This window comes from Undibacterium sp. Di26W, assembly GCF_049340265.1.
Taxonomy (GTDB): Bacteria; Pseudomonadota; Gammaproteobacteria; order Burkholderiales; family Burkholderiaceae_D; genus Undibacterium.
The window spans coordinates 54,769-75,009 of record NZ_JBMPOR010000010.1; the positions used below are offsets into that span (position 1 = coordinate 54,769).

Here is a 20,241-nt window from a genome sequence, read left to right on the forward strand (position 1 = left end):
CAGTTTGTTCTAGCGTATCGGTTTCAAATTACAAGCTGAAATGAGAAACCGGTGCGGCACCAACAGCAGGGGCCACCACGGTTTCAAACAAATTGCGTGTCGATACATCAGTGCCAGAAGTACGGGTCTGCAACTGCGCAGTCAGGGTCGGCAGTTGACCAACAAACGCCAACAAACGACCACCGGCATTCAACTGCTTTTGCAATTGCTCTGGCACTTGTTCCAGGCCACCGGCGATGACGATGGCGTCATAAGTGCCGGTATCTTTGAAACTGAATGCATCTGCCAATACGACATCCACATTACTCACATGGTTGTTGGCCAGATTAGCAACCGCCAGGTCACGCAGGCCTGGGGATGATTCCAGTACCGTGACATGACGCGCGCGGTAGGCCAGCAGTGCTGCCAGGTAGCCGTTACCAGCGCCGATCAGCAATACTGTTTCCTGCTTCTTCAGGGCCAGTTCTTCCAGGATGCGGGCTTCCAGTTTTGGCGTCATGGCCTTGCTGCCATCTGGCAACGGCAATTCGGTGTCAAAAAAAGCCAGGCTTTTTTGTTCTGCCGGGAAATAATCCTCACGCTTGACAACGATCAGCATGTCCAGCACTTCCTGGTTCAAGACATTCCATGGACGGATTTGTTGCTCTATCATGTTGAAGCGGGCTTTTTCGATGTTCATTTCTTTACTCGATTGCAAAATTAATAGGGAACCGGCATTTTATCAAAGCACTTGGGCAGTTTGACGATTACCTCGCCATTTTTGCGTAATCCATAGACCAAGATCATCCAGATAGGTATAAATCACGGGCACAACCACCAAAGTCAGCAATGATGAAGTGATAATCCCACCTATCACAGCCTGCCCCATCGGCGCACGCTGCTCGGAACCTTCTGACAGGGCAAATGCCAATGGCACCATGCCAAATACCATTGCCAGCGTCGTCATCAGGATGGGGCGCAAGCGCACATGTGCTGCCTCCAGCAAGGCTTCCATACGATTCATGCCATCTTTTCTTGCCTGATTGGCAAAATCTACCAGCAAAATGGCATTCTTGGTAACCAATCCCATGAGCATGATGAAACCGATGATGGAAAACATGTTCAGCGTAGAGCGGAAGAACATCAAAGCCAGGAACACGCCTATCAAAGTCATGGGCAGGGCCGACATGATGGCAATCGGCTGCAAGAAGCTGGCAAACTGTGACGCCAGGATCATGTAGATGAAGATCACCGCCAGGGCCAGGGCCGACAGCGCATAGCCAAAGGATTCGGTCATGTTCTTGGTCGCGCCGCCCATCTTGTAGCGATAACCAGGTTGCCATTGCATGCCTTCCAGCACTTTTTTTACTTCAGCACTGACTTCGCCGGCCGAACGGCCAACCACATTGGCCGACAATTCGACTTCACGGTTCAAATCACGGCGATTGATCTGGTTGGCACCGGTCGATGGCTTGATATCAGCCACCTGGCGCAAGGGCACCATTTTCGGTGAGCCATCGGCATTCGTCTGTGAACTGGTCAGCATCAGGCGCGACAGGTCATCGGCATTATTCCTGTCATTGGGTGACAGACGCACCGTGACATCATAGTTTTCATCATCCGGCGCACGCCAGGTGGTGGCGATTTCACCCGCCAGCAAAGGCCGCAGGGCACCGCCTATCTGCGCCACACCGACACCCAGGTCAGCACCAATATCACGGCGCGGCTGTACCGAGATGGTCGGTTTTTGCGCCTTCAGGCTGGAATCCAGATCGACCAGGCCAGGAATGCTGCGCAATTTTACCTGCACCTGTTCGGACAATTTACCCAGTTCCACCAGGTCACTGCCTTGCAGGCTGAAGCGCAGGTTCTTGTTATCACCGCCCACGCCATCGAGTGCGCCGATATGGGTGACGGTGATACCGGCAATCTGGCTCAAACGGGCGCGCAACGGTATCGACATCTGCACCGTGGTTCTGGCCCTGTCCTTGCGTGGCACCAGGCGGATAAAGGTGGTCACATAATTCTTGCCCTGGGCCGAACCGGTATTCACCGTACTGTAGGTATCCAGTACTTCCGGAAATTCCTTGACCACGGCTTCCACCTGATGCACCTTGGTTTCTGTCAGTTCCAGCGATGAACCTACTGGTGTGTAATAGGTGACACCGGTTTCAGAGTAATCCGCCTGCGGCACAAATTCGGACCCGATCAGGCCTGTGCCGGGTATCGCCAAACCCAGGAAAAAAGTCAGGGCAGCGATCAGCAGGGTTTTGATGCGGTGCTTGAGCGACCAGCGCAACATGACTTGATAGCCGCGTGAAAACCACTGCACGCCACGTTCGAACTGTTCGAGTACCCGGCCTATGCTGTTTGCATACCAGCCCTTGCGGATCGACTTGCCGTTTTCATCTACCGTAGGATGACCATGGGCATCGGGGTCGGGCCAGATGGATGACAACATCGGGTCCAGCGTGAAGGATACAAACATGGAAATCAGCACGGCAGCCGTGACGGTAATGCCAAACTGATGGAAGAAACGGCCAATGATGCCGCCCATGAAACCCACAGGCAAAAACACCGCGACGATGGAGAAGGTCGTTGCCAGCACGGCCAGGCCGATTTCTGCCGTACCTTCCAGCGCTGCCGTATGGTGATCCTTGAACTTGCCATTCACTTTCATGCCGGCATGGCGCACGATGTTTTCGCGCACCACGATGGCATCATCAATCAGCAAGCCCACACACAATGACAGGGCCATCAGGGTGATCATGTTGATGGTGAAACCAAACATGTCCATGAACAAAAAGGTACCTATCAGTGCCACCGGCAAGGTCAGGCCGGTGATGACGGTAGAACGCCAGGAATTCAGGAACAGAAAGACAATCAACACCGTCAGTGCAGCCCCTTCTATCAGGGTACGGCGGACGTTTTCCACCCCCACCCGTATCTGGCGGGAACCATCCTTGATGACCTGTACCTTGACACCCGGGTACTGTGCCTTCAACTGTGGCTCCAGTACCTTCAGGGCATCGGTCAGGCCGTTGGCAACTTCTATGGTGTTTTGCCCCTGGGCTTTCAGAATATCCAGTGCCACAGTGCGCTGGCCGTTGTACAGGGCCAGACTTTCCTGCTCTTCCTGTCCATCCAGCACGGTCGCCACTTGCGACAGCAAGACCGGCTGCCCACCACGGCGGGCAACGATAATGCGGCCAAAGTCTTGCGGATTCTGGATGCGGCCCTGTATCTGCACGACCTTTTCATTATCGAGCGCACGGATGGCACCGGTGGGCAGTTCCTGGTTCTCATTGCGCAAGGCATTGATAACCTGATCCACACCCAGGCCCAGTGCTTCGAGTTCATTCGGTTTCAGGTAAATCTTGATCTCGCGCTTGACGCCACCGACCAGGGTAACGGAACCGACACCGCGTACATTTTCCAGGCGTTTTTTGACGAGCTGATCACCGATGGTGGTCAGCTCGCGGAAATCGCGTTTCTTGATCTTGTCGTCATTCGTCACCGATACTGAAAAGATGGGCTTGTCCGATGGGTCATAGCGGGTGACCCGTGGTTCCTTGACCTCTTTGCGGAAGGTGGATTTGATCAGAGCCACTTTTTCACGCACGTCCTGCGCTGCCTGTGCCGGGTCTATCGTCAGATCAAATTCCAGGATGACCACTGACGTGCCTTCATAGGAACGCGATGTCAGTGCGCTGATGCCATTGATGGTGTTGACGGTTTCTTCCACCTTGCGTGTCACATCTGATTCAATGGTTTCCGGCGAAGCGCCCGGATAATCAGTCTGGATAACCACCACCGGAAAAGTAATGTCAGGGAATTGATCAACCCGCAGGCGCTGGTAAGAAAACAGACCGAGCACCACAAACGCCACCATCATCATGGTTGCCAGCACCGGGTTGCCTATACTGATACGTGTGAACCACATACTTACACCTTGCCTGTGGCGGTAATCAGTTTAACTGCAACACCGGCACGCAAGCGTCCCAGGTTGGCCTTGACGATACGTGCATCCGGCACCAGGCCAGCAGTGATTTCAACCACCGCCTGGCCCTTGCTGTCACCACGCAAACCCAGCTTCACCGGCTTTTGCTGCAGAATATTATTCTCTATCACATACACAAAAGCCTGCTCAGCTTCATACTGTATGGCAGTCTCGGGCACGGCCAGTACATCGGATTTTTTATCCACTACCAGTTGTGCCTCGCCGAACATGCCGGCCCTCAACACGGTGTCTGGATTGGCAACCTGCACATACGCCATAATGGAGCGCGAGCCGGCCGTCGTAGACGGGTTGATCCTGACGACCTTGCCCTCCACTGCTGCCGTCACGCCTTCAATTTTTAATTGCACTGCCTGGCCTATACGGATGCTGGCGATGTCCTGGGTCGGTACCGGTGCTTCCATTTCAAGTACGCGCAAATCGACTACGTCCAGCAGACGATTATCAGGAGATATTTTTTCACCAGGCTGTACCATGCGGCTACTGACCATACCGGTAATCGGCGCGCGGATGACGGTATCCGCCAGGGCTTTTTGGGCAACGGCCAGCGCGCCTTTGGCGCTATCGACATTGGCTACCGCAATCGCATACTGATTATTGGTATTGTCGTAGGCGTTCTTGGAAATGAAACTCTTGTCGAGCAAGGCGCGGTTATTGTCGCGTGCAGTGCGGGCGATTTCCAGTTGCCCCTGGGCGGCGGCCAGTGCACCACGCGCCTGTTCCTGCCGCGCCAGGTAATCGCTATTATCCATTTTCACCAGGATCTGGCCAGCCTGCACGGCCTCGCCTTCGCGCACCAGTACTTCGGTAATATCGCCCGCTACTTTGGCTTTGACCGCAGCCTGATTGACTGCACGCAAGGCACCTGACAATGCCAGCAGTTTCCTGACTTCGGTGGTTTTGACTTCAGTAATATCGGCAGGTAAAAATTCCAGTACTGGCGCTGCTGCAATAGCGACAGCAGATGGCGCAGTGGTGCCCTGCGACTTTCTTTTGGCCAGCAGCAGCCCTGCTGCCAGCAGCACCACAACGGCGACGATCCAGAATGTCCTGCGCTTTAACATGATTGTTTTTTCCAAAAAGTAATTGTTTCAAGACTTGGAAAAACACGGGCAACAAGCCGCCCCCAAGATCAGATGAAACCCTGACTTTAAAGCCTGACACTATGTTAGGGTCAAGCAGCGCATCTATATTTTGTAGGACCAGGACTGTTGCAAACGTAGCCAGCACTATGCCGCACAGGCATTGTCATGCCAGCGACCGCTACACTTGAACGTTCTGGTGGTGCCTCAAATTTTTATAATTCTATATACGCAGGCTATGCAATGCGATTTCTATGTAATGCTCAAGATAGGTATCAAGCTTGTCAGGATCGATCTCGCAGACGCCTTGTGAATGCTTCCACATCATCATCATGATCACGGGTGCCGTCAATATTCTGGTATCAATTTCCAGATCCACCTGGCGGAACTCACCACGCTCCATGCCCCGACGCAATACTATTGTCATCAGGTTTTGACCACGATCGACCACTTCTTCCTGATAAAACCTGGCCAGCTCAGGAAAATTCCCGGCTTCTGCCATCATCAGTTTCGGCAAACCGGATAACTTGGTCTTGCCAACGTTGTCCCACCAGGTATGCGTGATCAAACGAAACAGTTCATCGCTACCACCGTTAAACTGGCCAATCGTGTCCTCTGCCGCCCCGATCAAAGGTACGATGCTTTCCCTGACTACTGCCTTGAATAATTCTTCCTTGCTGGAAAAATACAAATACAAGGTACCTTTGGAAACGCCAGCAGTACGCGCCACATCATCCAGACGTGTCGCAGCAAAGCCGCGTTCGACAAACAGGTCAAGGGCAGCAGCAAGCAATTCTTGCGGGCGGGCATCCTTACGACGCTCCCATTTAGGCTTAAAAGGACATGACATTATAACAATAACTCAATTAACTTACTTTTGAGTCAGTAATATAGTCCCCGTCCCTTTCAGCGTCAAGACAAACGCAATCTCTCAGGCAGGCATTCTGACAAATCCAGGAAAAATTGGCCTGACATTTGCGACAGACTGACGAAATCAGGGTTGGAAATGAGAAATAACTGGAATAAAAGTAAATAGTGCCACTTTTATATGCGCACCCTTGTCAGGTGCTTACCTTGAATGAATGCTTATTTAGCAATATTTCGCATTAAATTATCGACAATATTATTTATCTCATGCCCACCAGTACTGCCGCATTTCAACACACGGCAGTACCGGGTCATTCCATCATGCTGACAGCACTTCGTTGTAAACCTTGTTCGCGATGGTGACGTTGCGCAACACCAGTTCGCGCACATTATGGATGAACCAGGCTTGCTTGCCATTCACCGGTGTGCCAAAGTCGCAGTCGCTGATGGTCACATTCGTAATGGGTGACACCACGGGCTTATCCGGGCCGTTGTAGCTGGATTTGAGCGGCCCGAGTAAGACAATAGCCTGGTAGCAGGAACGCGCCCCCTGATCGGTATTCACATTGCTGACCTTGACTCCGCTAATGTACACGTCCGATACCTGTGGCGGCCGTATCCGCATCACGTCATCCTTGGGCGCGTAATCGCAATCGAAGGTAATGACCGCCCCGCCGCCCACCGATGCGCTGCGTGGCGGCACCTCGGCACCTGGCAACAGATTGGAAAAGCTGGCCTTGGTCTGCACGCCGTTAGGCAAGGTCACATTGCGCACATAGAGGTGGCGCAAAAATCCGCCACGATTCATATTGGTCTTCAGGCGGATAGCAGTACGCAAGGCATCGCTGGCCCAGTGCAGATTACGAAATTCCACATTCTGCACATAGATGTTTTCAATACCACCCGCCATTTCGCTGCCCAGCGTGACACCGCCGTGGCCACTATTCATGATGGAATTCTGAATCACGATATTGCGTGTCACCCCATACTGGATGTCGCGGTTTTTGCCAGCCTTGATGGCAATACAATCGTCGCCGGTATTGAAGGTGCATCCGTCGACCAGCACATTGTCGCAACATTCCGGGTCAAAACCATCACTGTTCGGTCCTATGCTTTGCATTTGCACATTGCGGAAGAGTACGTTGCGGCAATTGACAGGATTGTGCAACCAGAATGGCGCAGCCTGCACCTGATAGTCTTGCAGTAATACATCGGTGCAGCCAATCAACTGGATCATATGTGGCCGCAGGAAATGACCCATGCCAAAAATCCGGCGTTCAACCGGTACACCCGCTTCAGACAAGGCTGGCAAGAAATAATGGTCTGAGCGCCAGGTTTCCCGACCACCTTCTATCAGCCTGGCCTGTTCAGGGGACAAACCGGGTGCCAGTGATTCCAGCGAAGCCGGGTTGCGCGGATTGACCACGCTTTGCCTGTCATTGGCGGGTGCGCCGTCTGCCTTGCGACCCGCCCAGCCCCACCAGCAATCCTTACTGCCAGGAAATGCGACACCGCCCTGGCCATCCAGAATGCTGGTGGCATCTTCACCAGTAAGGGCAATGTTTTGCTGGCCGTAGGCGTACACCAGCGGTGAGAAATTCAGGCAATCATTACTTTGCCAGCGCGAGAGCACCAGCTTTCCATTCGGGCCACAATCGTAGTCGCCATGCCGCGCATAGTCAGCCGGGTCATTATTAAAAAACAGGTGGGCACCAGCAGCCAGATGCACATGCACGTTCGAACGCAATACCATGGGGCCACAGCATAACCAGTTACCCTTTGGTATGAGTACACGGCCACCACCGGCCGCATGGCAAGCCGCAATCGCTGCGGTGATTGCCGGATAACAATCGGCAGCACCTGGCTTGGGTGCCTTGACCTTGCCCCGTTCATCGTGAGAGATGAACGCCTCTGTCAGCACCACCTCGCACTCACTGGCCCCATAGGCGGTGATGAGAAAGTCTTGCGGACGAAACGTCAATGTCCGGGTACAGCGATCGATAATCGCTTGCGCTGCCTGCCATGGATCGTCCCTGGTCGCTGCCAATACAGGTTCGGACAGACAAGTGGCCAGCACTGCACCTGCTTGCAGCAATCGGCGGCGCTTCTGATTAACCGGGTGGGCTTGATGTTTGTTCACTATTTGCTCTCCATTTGGTTTGTTATAGCGTTTGTTATAGCCTTAGCGCCACCTGAATATAAATGGATTGCAGATGACGAAAAAACTGTTCATTCAATTATTGCTGCTGCGTTGTTAATACTGTGATGCGCAAGGCCACGTAGGGCTTGCCGGGCAATGCAATACTGCGGCCATGCTTGTCGATAAAACTGTCATCATCTTGCTTTTTAAGTTCGAAATACTCATCGACGGGATGTATCGTCATGTTCCAGGTATCGATGATCTCTACCTTGCAGCGCATCCCTTCCCTGAGTCCGGATTGGTACAGCAAAAATTTCCAGTTGAGCGGTGTTGCACGTCCGAAGTAAGTCAGGTAATAACTGCCGCGTTTGCCCACAAAGGGAAGACTGGCCCCTTCGTCGATGGGATCAAGGCCTTCGGCTGGTGCCGTTGCCAGTACCGAGCGCAGGAAGGCGATCCGCGGCACGCTCTGTCCACGGAACACACCGCCTTTGTCCAACCACGGCAAACCATCTTCAGGATCCAGATAGGTATCACTGTGGCCCGCATAGGTACCAGCGATAGTTGCCTGCCAAAACCGCAGCAGCATCGCTTCTGGTGTCAGGTGCCCCCAGCGTTGCTGCATATTGCCTTCGTACTTCACTTCATCCAGTACCACAGGCTTGCGATAAACATCTCGTAAAATCACGGCACGCCTGGCATCTTCGGCCACCGCTCCACTCTGTATGCTTGCATGGGTGACCCAGGGCTGGGTCTGGTTATACAACTGTAAGCCATTATGAATAGAACGCAAATGCTGATAGGGATCACTCTGCTGCACAATATGGAAATAACGATCCCAGTCGGCCGTTGTTTTCGCCGTCATGAAGTCAAACTCATTGGCCATTGACCACCAGACGTTACGGTAAGCGGACAGGCGTGCCACCACATAGCGAAGATAGCGGTCATCGACGCTCGCCGGCATGCGGTCGAAGCCAAAATGCCCCTTGTCATAAGGATGGAACAGGATGATATCGGCCTCGATCCCCAGCGTACGGAGCTGGTCGATACCTGTCTCTATATGCCGAAAAAAAGCCGGATTAAAACGGCTCAGATCCCAGGCCAGTGGTGGTCTTCCGGCAAAAGGATACAGGTCGGGATTATTCTGCTGCATGGGAAACACCACCATTCGCAACTTGTTGAACGGCGATGTCGCCAGTGTCTTGAGTGTTTGTTCTTCCAGTGCCTGGTTATGATGCAGCCAGGAATAGCTGGTCGTACCGATCTGGCGATATGGAGTGCCATCAGCATAGGCAAAATGAAAGGTATTGCGCACGCTTACCGGGCCATGGTTGCCAGCGCGCGCAGGCTTGACAAGAATGGCAGCATGCCTGCCTTGCAATTCGACACGGTTGCTATGCGTCTCATACTGCCATTCACCAATGGTGTCGGGCATGAAGCGTATACGGTAGATACCATCGCCATCGTAAAATCCTGGCACATCCAGCTTCCTGTCACCTTGCACAAATTGTGCCGACAGACTGACTTCGGTAAACGGGTTGCCCGTGGCCGGGCCAGTCAGTTTGATTTCAAAGAAATCCCACTGCTCAACACTGACCGGCACATCCGTGACTTGATTGGCAACTGATATCGGTGTCTGCAGGAAAATAATGCCGGCGATTGCCAGCCATCTGAGCAAGGTAGATGTCACGGTAGCTTCACTATACGCACTGCCATATAGGGCTGGCCAGGCAAGCTGACGCTGCGGCCATCTTTGTCTGCGAACAGATAGTTATCCTGTTTCTTGAGTTCAAACAGGCCGGGCACAGGAGTGATGCTCATGTTCCAGGTGTCAATCACATCCACCCTGAACTTCATGCCTTCGGCAAGACCGGCCTTGGCCAGTTCAAAACGCCAGCTAGTACGCGGTTCGCTACCAAAATAACCGAGGTAATACTGACCACGTTTACCGGCAAAGGGATAGTCCTGCCATTTATCAATGGGTTCCAGGCCATCGGCCGGACCATCCTCAAGTATTTTTCGCAAAAAGGCGAGGCGCGGCACACTTTGCCCGTGGAACACCCCACCCTTGGCCCACCATATAATGTCTTCAGGATCAAGATAGCTCTCGCTGTGGCCAACATAGGTACCGGCAATGCTGCCGTGCCAAAACCGCAGGACCATTTCTTCGGCGCTGAGCCGCCCCCAGCGCTGGGGAAGATTACCTTCGTATTTGACCTCGTCGAAAATCACTGGCTTGCGATAGACATCACGATAGATCACGGCACGCTCAAAATCTTCCGTTGCTGACCCACTCTGTATGCTGGCATGGGTCACCCAGGGCAAGGTGTGGTTATACAAGATGCTGCCATTATGAATCGACCGCAGATGCTGATAGGGATCATTGGCTTGCACGATCTGGAAGTAGCGGTCCCAGTCGGCTGGTGTTTTCCCGGTCATGAAATCGAATTCGTTGGCCATTGACCACCATACATTGCGAAAAGCTGACAGACGGGCGACCACATAGCGCAGATAACGGTCATCGGCTGCTGCTGCCATGCGGTCAAAGCCCCAGTGCCCCTTGTCATACGGGTGGAACAGGATAATGTCGGCCTCTATACCCAGTGTGCGCAACTGAGAAACACGTTGTTCCAGATGGTGGAAAAACGCAGGGTTAAAACGGGTCACATCCCACTGCGCTGGTGGTGTGCCTTCAAATGGGTAGAGTTGCGGTTCGTTCTTGCTCCACTCGTAATGCTTGGGAAATACCGTCATCCTCAGCTTGTTAAATGGCGAGGCCGCCAGCGTGCGCAGAGTTTGTTCTTCCAGTGCATCACCCTGATGTATCCAGGCATAGCTGGTTGTACCTAGCTGATGATAGGCTTGCCCGTCAGCATAAGCAAAATGGAAAGTGTTGCGCACCTTGACCGGGCCATGATTACCGGCAGCAGGTGCAGTAACGGTGAAGCTACCGCTCTGGCCGCGCAACGCAGCTTGATTGCTGCTGGTCGTATACTGCCAGATACCGGTACTTTCTGGCATGAAGCGTATCTTGTAGATACCTTCACCGTCATAGAATCCGGCAACATCCAGCAGCTTTTCCCCCTGACGAAAGCGGGCTGATAATTCAACTTCAGTAAAGGGATTGCCCTGTGAGCTACCGGCCAGGGTGATTTCTATGCTCCCCCATTGCTCGACGATAGCCGGAGCCTGCACCCTGCCATCCGGCACAGGTGTTGCCGCTGCCTGCCGTACCGGCATGAAGAACGCACATAGCAGCAAGCCTGCGCCGCAGACTTTGCGCCAGAAATTCAATCCAGTCATTTCACTGATCCGTTATGATGCGTTGACAGGCCATCCATTTTTGTTTCTGGCGATCAGGCGTGGTGATCATGCATGCAATACATGATCCGCAGCCAGGATTGGACACTTGCTACATCTTTACAACATCATGTTGTACGATGTCTGATGTCGATTCCAGTTTAACCAACATTTCCCTGTTTTGCAAACGTGCAAGCAGCGTCAGGCATGCGACTGCAATTAACAGCACATTCACAGCACATTCACAGCACATTCCGGGCGGGAATATCAAAGATAGGGAAAAAATACGCTTAACGCGAATTCAGACAGACTGAAATATGGCTGAAATGCGCTGCCTGCATGCCATGAAAGACAAGGATATAGCTCGGGTAGCGGGTAGCATGCTGCCCACTACCCGCCCGCTATCAGCCAGATTAAGGATGAATGCCTGGCGACAGAGTCATTTATCTCAGGCGTCGTGTGGTTTCCCTGGCGATCAGCTCCAGGCCCGGCAAAGCCAGGTCAACGTCCGTTCCGCTGATCAAACCCAGCAGCGTCCTGGTTGCCAGCAAACCCATGTCATACAAAGGCTGGTGGATCGTTGTCAGTGGTGGTGTGGTGTAGAGTGAACTGGGCAAATCGTCGAAACCGATGAGTGAGATATCTTCCGGCACCCGTATGCCTTTTCTGTACAGGCCCAGCCGTACGCCATAGGCAGACAGGTCATTGGCAGCAAAAACGGCGCTGAATTGCTGCTGGTTTTCAAGCAAGCGGTTGATCGCCATCAGGCCGCTGGCTTCATGGAAATTGCCTTCGACCACCAGGTTTTCTTCAAATGCGATATTCGATTCTTGCAGGGCACGCTGGTAGCCTTCCTGCCGTTCCAGCGCATCCGTATTGTTGGCGGGGCCTGTGACAAAGGCAATGCGTCTGTGGCCAAGCTCGATCAGGTGCCTGGTTGCCAGGTAGGCACCATGCTCATTGTCAAGCTTGAAGCCCACCGCGGTCTTGCTATGCAGGGCACGGCCAGTGGCGACTATCGGTTTGTCCCTGGCAAATTCAAGTACCGTCTTGTCAGCGATACGGCCTGACAGCAAGATGATGCCGTCCACCTTGCGCGCCAGCAGCAGCTTGATACGCGCCGCCTCTTCTTCCGCATTCCAGTGACCACTGACGATGACGGATGCATAGCCGGTACCTTTGAGCCCTTCATCCACACCATGCAGGGTTTCATCAAAGAAGGGGCTGGCGATATCCTGCACCACAATGCCTATGGTCATGGAACGACCGCTTTTCAGGCCCTGTGCCAGTTGGTTAGGCTCGAACTTCATCTCTGCGATGGCAGTTTCAACGGCTTTCCGCTTGTCTGGCGATACCTTGGCGGTACCATTGAGTATGCGCGACACCGTACTGGGTGAAACACCCGCCTCACGCGCTACATCCAATAAAGTCACTGGCACATTTTTTGTTCTAATTTTTTCGACCACGCAATACCTTCCGTCGGGCAGGATGATTCTTTGGAAAGATCATTATTAAACACATAGGACAAACACATAGGACCTACGCAAAATTGTTCCAGCAAGGCGAAGCGACGCAGACAGTACGAATAGTACGGCCAGGAGCTACAACGCAGATGGGGCAATTTTGCGTAAGTCCTATCATGAAAAGCTTTTCACAATTAGGATAGCATGCTTCTTTTCAAATGAGCAAACGCCGACGCTTCCAATCAGCTTTTGCTCATGACTACTCATCAACAGGTGTCAGGCCAACCAGCGTCGGCCCAGCCCCTCTGGAGAGCAAAGCAAACCAACTAAGCCCGGCGCGCCACCTGTATGTCGGCAGAGGTTTTGCACATATGCTCAACCAGTTTCCGGTGATCCGGTAAATCGGCCATGGCATGCTGCGACATCTGCGCAATCATCTGGAATTCTTTGGCGGCTTCTTCCATACGCGGGTAAGAAAATTGATTGACGCCCATGTCGGTCTGGAATTCCATCCCATACAGCACAAACTGCCAGCTGGATGGCGGATACATTTCCATGTCAGTCACAAAATCCATGCGATTAGGCGGGCGGCAACGCCACATTGCCAATCTCTCCTGCAAGCTGTGGGGGATGGTGGCAGGGTCGGTATTGTCGCGCCAGAATGCACTGTCCGTACGTTGCGTCAGGCAGTAATGCATTTTGACGAAATCGATGATGCGCTCATAGCGCTCCTTCATATGCTGGTTGAACTGGGTGGCAACCGGTGCCAGTTCGCCATTGAAGGGGAAAAGATAGGTCAGCAGATAGGCAGCGGTTTCTATCAGGCCTATGCCGGATGATTCCAGCGGTTCCAGGAAGCCGCCGGACAAACCGATCGCCACGCAATTCTTGACCCACTGGGTTTCGCGGTAACCGACATTCAGCTTCAGCAACCGGGCGGACATACCGTCAGACGCCGGTCCTATGTAATTGCGCAAGACCTGCTCTGCCCGTGCTTCATCCGTGTGCCGGCTGGAATACACATAGCCTATGCCGCGTCTTTGCTGCAAGCCTATATCCCAGGTCCAGCCAGCTTCTTGCGCAGTAGAAATCGTATAGGAAGGGATAGGCATATCTGGCTGCGCATACGGTACCTGCATCGCCACGGCACGGTCAACAAACAACACATCATTCATGTTGCGGAAAGGAGAACCCAGTGCTTCGCCTATCAGGGCGGCACGGAAACCGGTGCAGTCTATATACAGATCAGCAGTCAGCGCCTGCCCTTCTTTGGTATGCACGGCAGCAATGGCACCTTCATTATCGAGTTGCACGTGCTCGACGGTCGCCAGTACCTGCTGCACACCCAATGATTTGCCATGCTCGCACAACAGCGCCGCCAATTTGCCCGCGTCAAAGTGATAGGCATAATTCATGGGACCAAGAAAATCCTTGTCGTCGAAACGCTTGGGACCACGATGGGCATCGGCAATGCGCTTCTGCATGCTGACAGCATCCGCAAAAGGCCGCCTTGCCTTGCCAGAACCAGCTGCACCCAGCAACCAGTAAGGTAATAATTCCGGCCCGCCCTGACGTTGGCTGGGATGGCTGAAAGGATGGAAATAATGCCCGTTGCCTTCAGCACCCGCTGGCCGGACCCAGTCGGCAAATTGCACGCCCTGTTTGAATGTCGCGTTGCATTCGCGAATGAAACGCACTTCATCGATACCTATGGCAGCCAGTGTGCCGCGGATGGAAGGAAAGCTGCCTTCCCCCACACCTATGATGCCTATCTCTTTGGATTCCACCAGGGTAATGCTGATGCCATCCGGGGATGAAGATGCCTTTTTGGCGAGAGACAGATTGCTGGCCAAAAAACATGCAGTCAACCAGCCTGCGGTCCCACCGCCCACAATCAAAATGTTACGAATATTAGGTGCCGGTTTCATTCAAAGTCTCCTGTTTTCTGGAACTCATTTCATGAATAGAAACAAGTTCTTCTGTTTTTATATAAACCTGTTGCAAAATTCATACGGTTTTGTTGTGGCAGCCCCGCCCGGGCATGCCACCCCGTTTTTGCAAATACCTCTGAGGGAAGCTGAGCCACGCCCCCCTTCTGGGCATCTCATATTACAACATTTTGAAAACGTTACCATTTTATATTTGACACGGAAAACCGTTTCTATGTAATATGAAAACGGTTTCAAAACAAGAAATCGCAAAACATATATAAGAAAACGTTTTCACATAAAGACGTAATGGTTTAATAAGCCAATAAATCTAACCGTGTAACAGGAGACATATGAAAATCAGCACATCCGTGCCGCGGAAAGCCGCGTGCACTCCCATCCAGTTCGCCATTTTTTCCCTGCTCGCCAGCATGGGCAGCGTTCAGGCACAAGAGCAAGCCTCGACACAAGCTCAGGCAAAAACCGCCAAAGAAAGCACTACCATTTCAGAAGTAATTGTGACTGGTACCAAACGCGCCACGTCACTGCAACGCACACCAGTAGCCATCACCGCGATCAATGCCCAGGCACTGGATGATGCGCATGTGCAAAACGTCCAGGACGTCGTCAACCTGGTACCAGGTTTCCAGGCCACTAATGAGGGTGACCATGGCGTCATCACCATGACCATGCGCGGTATTGGTAACGATAGCGCCAAGACCGAATACGCCGACCCTGAAGTTGCCTTGTTCATCGACGGTATTTATGCTCCACGTCCTGAAGGTGCGACTTCCCTGCTGTTTGATCTGGAAGGCATCGAAGTCCTGCGTGGTCCACAAGGTACATTGTGGGGTCGCAATGCCACGGTTGGTGCCGTCAATATGCAAACGGCCAAAGCCAAGATCGGCGACAGTTCCGGCAATTTCGAGGGTGGCGTTGGCAGCTTTAACCGCATTGGTACACGCGGTGCATTCAATGTACCGGTCAGTAATGAATTGGCTTTGCGCTTTGCTTTCGTCCATGAAAAACATGATGGCTATGTCGATTTCCAGACGCCGCCTACCCTGTCTCTGGATAGCCAGAAAGCAGCATTTGCCACTTACCTGAAAAACGGTGGCACTGTCGTACCATTCCAGCCTATCAACTATGCGCTGTTTGTACAGGACGGTCCTAAATACGGTGCTCAGGATCAAAGTGCAGCCCGTATCAGCATGTTGTGGAAACCAAATGCCGCCACAAGAATCGATCTGTCCTATGAAAAATTCATAGACCGTGGCACACCATCGATGAACCTGCTGCAAAATCCGCGTGCTGGCCAAAGCCAGTGGTCGGCGCTGATAGATACCGCCCCCTTCCTGAAACGTGACACTGATTCCATTCGCGGCAGAATAGAATACGCCATCGACAAGTCCATGCAACTGACTTACATCGGCGGTTATTCCAAGTTCAGCGGCTCTTCCCGTTTCGACCAGGATGGTGGTGCCACCTTGCCAACCAGCTTCACTTCTGGTGGCAGCATGCAGGCCAACAATACGGTCTCGTCCAACTACAAAAACTTTAGCCATGAAGTTGAACTGCAATCGGTAGGCACACGTGATATCGACTGGCAACTGGGTTTGTACTATGGTTCTGAAACCAATGATATCCGTTTTGATATTCCTATCCTGAACGGCACATATCAAGGTACAGTGGGCTGGCAGGGTTCCTTCATCCAGCCAAAAGAAACAGTGGAAACAGCAGCCGCTTTTGGTCAGGCAACCTGGAATGCAAGCAGCGATACCCATATCACTGGCGGTCTGCGCTTCACCTCTGACAAACGGACCAATGTTGGCGGTCGCGGCTATGGTTTCTCTAGCAAACCAGAACTGAGCCAGTCTGCCATTACCCCGAATGTTGACCCGGCTTCGGCGACATCCAACTTTGCAGCCTATTCCATCAATGACGGCAGCTATAGCGGCAGCAAAATGACAGGCCTGTTGCGCATCTCGCATGACATCGACAAAGACAACATGATCTATGGCAGCATCTCTACCGGCTATAAATCAGGTGGTCTGCAAGATGGTGGCAAAACCTATGGTCCTGAAACACTGACCAACTTCGAAGTCGGTACCAAGAGCACACTGATGGGCGGCACAGTTCGACTGAATAATGCACTGTACTATGGCAAGTTCAAAGACTTCCAGTTCAGCGCACCGGTCACAGCACCTGACGGCACCCGTGGTCTGCAAACATCCAATGCGGATGGCGCTACTGTGTATGGCTTTGAATCCGAACTGGCTGCCAAGCTGAGTAAAGACGACAAGCTGCAAGTCACCATTGCCATTGCCAAGGCAACGCTGGGTAATTTGGTCGGTGGCTCAAATGACTATGCACTGCCTGCCTGTAAGATTCCTGGTATCAGCAATTGCCTGGATGTTTCGGGTAACACCATGCCGCATACACCGAAGTTTTCAGCCCAGGTCATGTATCAGCACACCTTCCATCTGGATGGTGGTACGCTGACACCACGCCTCAGTCTGCATTACGAAACGGATACCTGGTTGAGCGTGTTCAACTACGGTGACGGCGACAAGCAAGAAGCCTATACCCGCGCTGATCTTGGCCTGCGCTATCAGTCCAACGGGAAAACTGCCTGGTATGGCGATTTCTTTGTCCGCAATGTTGGTGACAATAAAATCAAAACCAGTGCTTTGAACGCCAACGGACCATGGCAGGCGCAATATCTGCCACCACGTACGGTCGGTGTGAATGTTGGTATTGATTTCTAAATAGAAGTTATCCATTCAGCTTAAGCAGGCAAAACCCCCGGTTCACGCAAGTGACCGGGGGTTTTTACATGGATGCAGGTTCTTGCGTCTCCTTGGCCAGCCACCATCCTGGACTTTCATTGTTTAGCAAATGTAGCGGCCCAGACTTGGCTACATTGACCCAAGCAAAATTAACAGGAGACCAGGATGCGCAGACTATGGATCAAAATGATACTGGCGGCCTTAGGATTTCCTGATAGGCTGCGGGATATATAAAGAGGACTTACGCAAAATTGTCCAGGCAAGGATATCGCTTAAGGAAACCTCCCTTGCAGAGGGCGTTACGCCGGCAGGCAACATGTTGCCTGAAACCCCGGCTACATCGTAGCGACGAATACAATACTTTAGTACGCGGCTCCCAGGGGAAGAGCTGCAGCGCAGCCGGGGTGGTTTTGCGTAAGTCCTAATAAATAAAAAGCCTGACCTGGCACATAGGGCCGGGTCAGGCAAAAGTAAAAATAAGAGCAAGGGCAGTAAGGCTGCCTTTGATGGATACGGCTTAAGCCGTGGTCTGTGAACGAATCAAATTTCGGTACCAGTAAGCGCTTTCTTTCAGCGTACGTTTTTGCGTGGCATAGTCAACATGTACCAGGCCAAAGCGTTTTTCATAGCCAGAATTCCATTCGAAATTATCCAGCAGACTCCAGTAAAAATACCCCTGTACATTGACCCCGGCGGCAATCGCTGCCTGCACGGCTTGCAGATGCCATTGCACATAATTAATGCGCGCCTGATCGTTGATTTTTCCATCGACGATTTGATCAGCAACGGCCATGCCATTTTCCGTGATATACACCGCTGGCAAGTCTGGATATTCGGCCTTTAACTGCAGCAAAAGATCGCTCAGGCCAGAAGGATAAATTTCCCAGCCCATGTCGGAAAAGCCCAGTTTGCCTTCTGGCTGCCGGGGTGGATTTTCGGTACTGACAAAGGCTCGGAAATAATAATTCACCCCCAGAAAATCCAGCGGCTGACGGATTATTTGCATGTCTTCCGGGTGCACCTGAAATTGCGTCATGTCCATGCGATCCAGCGCTTTCTGTGGATAGCGTCCTTTGAATATCGGGTCCATGAACCATTGCACCGAACGCGCATATTCCCATTCAGCCGCGGCGACGTCTTCTGTACTGCCGGTGGCTGGTGTGGCTGGCCACTGATTCAACACAATACCGAGGCGCGCCGGGGTATTCACTGCACGCATGGCTTGCATGGCCAAACCATGCGACAGCAAAAGGTGGTGCGATACCTGTAAAGCCTGTACCGTATCAGCAACACCAGGCGCAAACTGCGCATTGCCATAACCAAGATTGGCAGTACACCAGGGTTCATTGTGCGTCGCGATGGTGGCGACACGCTTACCAAAGCGGCGCGCAACTTCGGCTGCATATTCAGCAAACCTCAGCGTGGTTTCCCGGTCCAGCCAGCCGCCTTTGTCCTGCAAGCCTTGTGGCAAATCCCAGTGGTAAAGCGTAATGTGGGCCTTGATATTTTTTTCTTCCAGCTTATCCAGCAACCTCGAATAGAAATCAAAACCAGCTTCGTTCCAGGCACCGTAGCCCAGCGCTTGCACACGCGACCAGGAAATGGAAAAGCGATAAGAATCTACTTCCAGCGACGCAATGATGTCTACATCTTCGGCATAACGATGATAATGATCGCAAGCCACATCGCCCGTGCTGCCGTCAATGATCTTGCCCGGTGTATGGGTAAACGTATCCCAGATGGAAGGGCCGCGCCCATCGGCCGTCGCAGCTCCTTCAATCTGGTAGGCACTGGTAGCCACCCCCCAGGTAAAAGCCGGTGAAAATGAAAGTGGTGCTGACGAATTTTTCATAGTATTCATTGGTAGGATTGGATTAATCCGGATGCCGGCCCGCAGGCCGTACTCCGGCTTTATTTATTATTTTCAGGAAGCTCTGCATGGCGGCGACATAGCAAGTCTCCCTGCCCGCCTGCTTTAACAAAACCTTCCTAGTGGACTGTAACAGTGCCATCTGCACGCATTTTTCGCGGGGGCGTCAGTACATGACAAATGGCCAGGCCACACAACTGAAAACGTTTTCAATTTGCTACAAAAAATATGGCCTCTACTTTCAGGCCATATCAACCATATACGCAAACGGTAGTTCAGTCAGCGCATACGGCAAGAGTGAAAACGTTTTCAAGCTAAACGGAATTTATCATCCGCTTTGTGCTGTGTCAACAATCTGTCCTGCCAAAATCTGTTAAAGAACATGAGAAAAAGAGCGGTACAGATGTTTTGCGTACAAATAGTGAAAACAATTTCATATTTAGTATTTATAAATGCCCGATTTCACCCCCGCCTGCAGCAGCAATGCGTCTGCATACAACAATATGGAATGACAGATAAAACCAGGCTACAAGCCTTTTTGCCATTCGCCAACAAGGATTTTCTTCACTTCACCCATGCGCCCTGAATGCCTGTTTTTGATGAACAAAAGTTTTTTATTCCCAAATTTCGTGCTATTCTTTTTCTTGAAAAGGTTTTCAAGGCCTGATTGTTGAAAATAATTCACACGAAGCTGTTGCACAGTGAAGATGGCATGGTGATTCATGGAAGCAGTTCATGATCTGACCGGGCCGTTTGATTGGTGCAAGGCAAATAATAAATATTCCGAGACTAGCTATTCTTACGG

The 20,241-nt window shown here is 52.2% G+C and carries 12 protein-coding genes; 1 reads left to right on the forward strand and 11 read right to left on the reverse strand.

Annotation, left to right across the window (positions count from 1 at the left end):
- Window positions 1-28: 28 nt before the first annotated feature.
- The 9 genes from ACO0LM_RS13785 to ACO0LM_RS13825 all read right to left on the reverse strand — a co-directional run bounded on the left by ACO0LM_RS13785 (window position 29) and on the right by ACO0LM_RS13825 (window position 14,777).
- Entirely contained in the window at window positions 29-679 is a 651-nt protein-coding gene (locus ACO0LM_RS13785; protein ID WP_423037863.1) for a protein-L-isoaspartate O-methyltransferase family protein, read from the reverse strand.
- Between the two features lie 42 nt (window positions 680-721).
- Entirely contained in the window at window positions 722-3,922 is a 3,201-nt protein-coding gene (locus tag ACO0LM_RS13790; protein ID WP_423037864.1) for an efflux RND transporter permease subunit, read from the reverse strand.
- A 2-nt stretch (window positions 3,923-3,924) separates the two neighbouring features.
- A complete protein-coding gene (locus ACO0LM_RS13795; protein ID WP_423037865.1) occupies window positions 3,925-5,061 on the reverse strand; it encodes an efflux RND transporter periplasmic adaptor subunit in 1,137 nt (378 codons plus the stop codon).
- 241 nt (window positions 5,062-5,302) lie between these two features.
- The gene (locus tag ACO0LM_RS13800) at window positions 5,303-5,929 is read right to left on the reverse strand and encodes a TetR/AcrR family transcriptional regulator (protein ID WP_423037866.1); all 627 of its coding nucleotides are present in this window, start codon (window positions 5,927-5,929) and stop codon (window positions 5,303-5,305) included.
- Between the two features lie 336 nt (window positions 5,930-6,265).
- Window positions 6,266-8,086 carry a glycoside hydrolase family 28 protein gene (locus tag ACO0LM_RS13805; RefSeq protein ID WP_423037867.1) on the reverse strand — a complete coding sequence of 607 codons (1,821 nt, stop codon included), beginning with the start codon at window positions 8,084-8,086 and terminating at the stop codon, window positions 6,266-6,268.
- 97 nt (window positions 8,087-8,183) lie between these two features.
- Entirely contained in the window at window positions 8,184-9,776 is a 1,593-nt protein-coding gene (locus ACO0LM_RS13810) for a DUF5060 domain-containing protein (protein ID WP_423037868.1), read from the reverse strand.
- Complete coding sequence (locus tag ACO0LM_RS13815; RefSeq protein ID WP_423037869.1) at window positions 9,773-11,389, reverse strand: DUF5060 domain-containing protein; 1,617 nt, start codon at window positions 11,387-11,389, stop codon at window positions 9,773-9,775. The genes ACO0LM_RS13810 and ACO0LM_RS13815 overlap by 4 nt, the downstream gene beginning before the upstream one ends.
- A 440-nt stretch (window positions 11,390-11,829) precedes the next feature.
- Window positions 11,830-12,819 carry a LacI family DNA-binding transcriptional regulator gene (locus ACO0LM_RS13820; protein WP_423037870.1) on the reverse strand — a complete coding sequence of 330 codons (990 nt, stop codon included), beginning with the start codon at window positions 12,817-12,819 and terminating at the stop codon, window positions 11,830-11,832.
- Between the two features lie 356 nt (window positions 12,820-13,175).
- A complete protein-coding gene (locus ACO0LM_RS13825; RefSeq protein WP_423037871.1) occupies window positions 13,176-14,777 on the reverse strand; it encodes a tryptophan halogenase family protein in 1,602 nt (533 codons plus the stop codon).
- A 353-nt stretch (window positions 14,778-15,130) separates the two neighbouring features.
- Here ACO0LM_RS13825 and ACO0LM_RS13830 point away from each other — a divergent pair, with 353 nt between their 5' ends.
- The gene (locus tag ACO0LM_RS13830; protein WP_423037872.1) at window positions 15,131-17,545 is read left to right on the forward strand and encodes a TonB-dependent receptor; all 2,415 of its coding nucleotides are present in this window, start codon (window positions 15,131-15,133) and stop codon (window positions 17,543-17,545) included.
- A 538-nt stretch (window positions 17,546-18,083) separates the two neighbouring features.
- Here the strand turns inward: ACO0LM_RS13830 and ACO0LM_RS13835 are convergent.
- Complete coding sequence (locus ACO0LM_RS13835; RefSeq protein WP_423037873.1) at window positions 18,084-19,427, reverse strand: GH1 family beta-glucosidase; 1,344 nt, start codon at window positions 19,425-19,427, stop codon at window positions 18,084-18,086.
- Window positions 19,428-19,962: 535 nt separating this feature from the next.
- Complete coding sequence (locus ACO0LM_RS13840) at window positions 19,963-20,160, reverse strand: hypothetical protein (RefSeq protein WP_423037874.1); 198 nt, start codon at window positions 20,158-20,160, stop codon at window positions 19,963-19,965.
- Window positions 20,161-20,241 lie beyond the last annotated feature (81 nt).

Coding starts and splice junctions, on each gene's coding strand:
- ACO0LM_RS13785 (WP_423037863.1), bottom strand. CDS start 679: ATGAACATCGAAAAAGCCCGCTTCAACATGATAGAGCAACAAATCCGT.
- ACO0LM_RS13790 (WP_423037864.1), bottom strand. CDS start 3,922: ATGTGGTTCACACGTATCAGTATAGGCAACCCGGTGCTGGCAACCATG.
- ACO0LM_RS13795 (WP_423037865.1), bottom strand. CDS start 5,061: ATGTTAAAGCGCAGGACATTCTGGATCGTCGCCGTTGTGGTGCTGCTG.
- ACO0LM_RS13800 (WP_423037866.1), bottom strand. CDS start 5,929: ATGTCATGTCCTTTTAAGCCTAAATGGGAGCGTCGTAAGGATGCCCGC.
- ACO0LM_RS13815 (WP_423037869.1), bottom strand. CDS start 11,389: ATGACTGGATTGAATTTCTGGCGCAAAGTCTGCGGCGCAGGCTTGCTG.
- ACO0LM_RS13825 (WP_423037871.1), bottom strand. CDS start 14,777: ATGAAACCGGCACCTAATATTCGTAACATTTTGATTGTGGGCGGTGGG.
- ACO0LM_RS13830 (WP_423037872.1), top strand. CDS start 15,131: ATGAAAATCAGCACATCCGTGCCGCGGAAAGCCGCGTGCACTCCCATC.
- ACO0LM_RS13835 (WP_423037873.1), bottom strand. CDS start 19,427: ATGAATACTATGAAAAATTCGTCAGCACCACTTTCATTTTCACCGGCT.
- ACO0LM_RS13840 (WP_423037874.1), bottom strand. CDS start 20,160: ATGAATCACCATGCCATCTTCACTGTGCAACAGCTTCGTGTGAATTAT.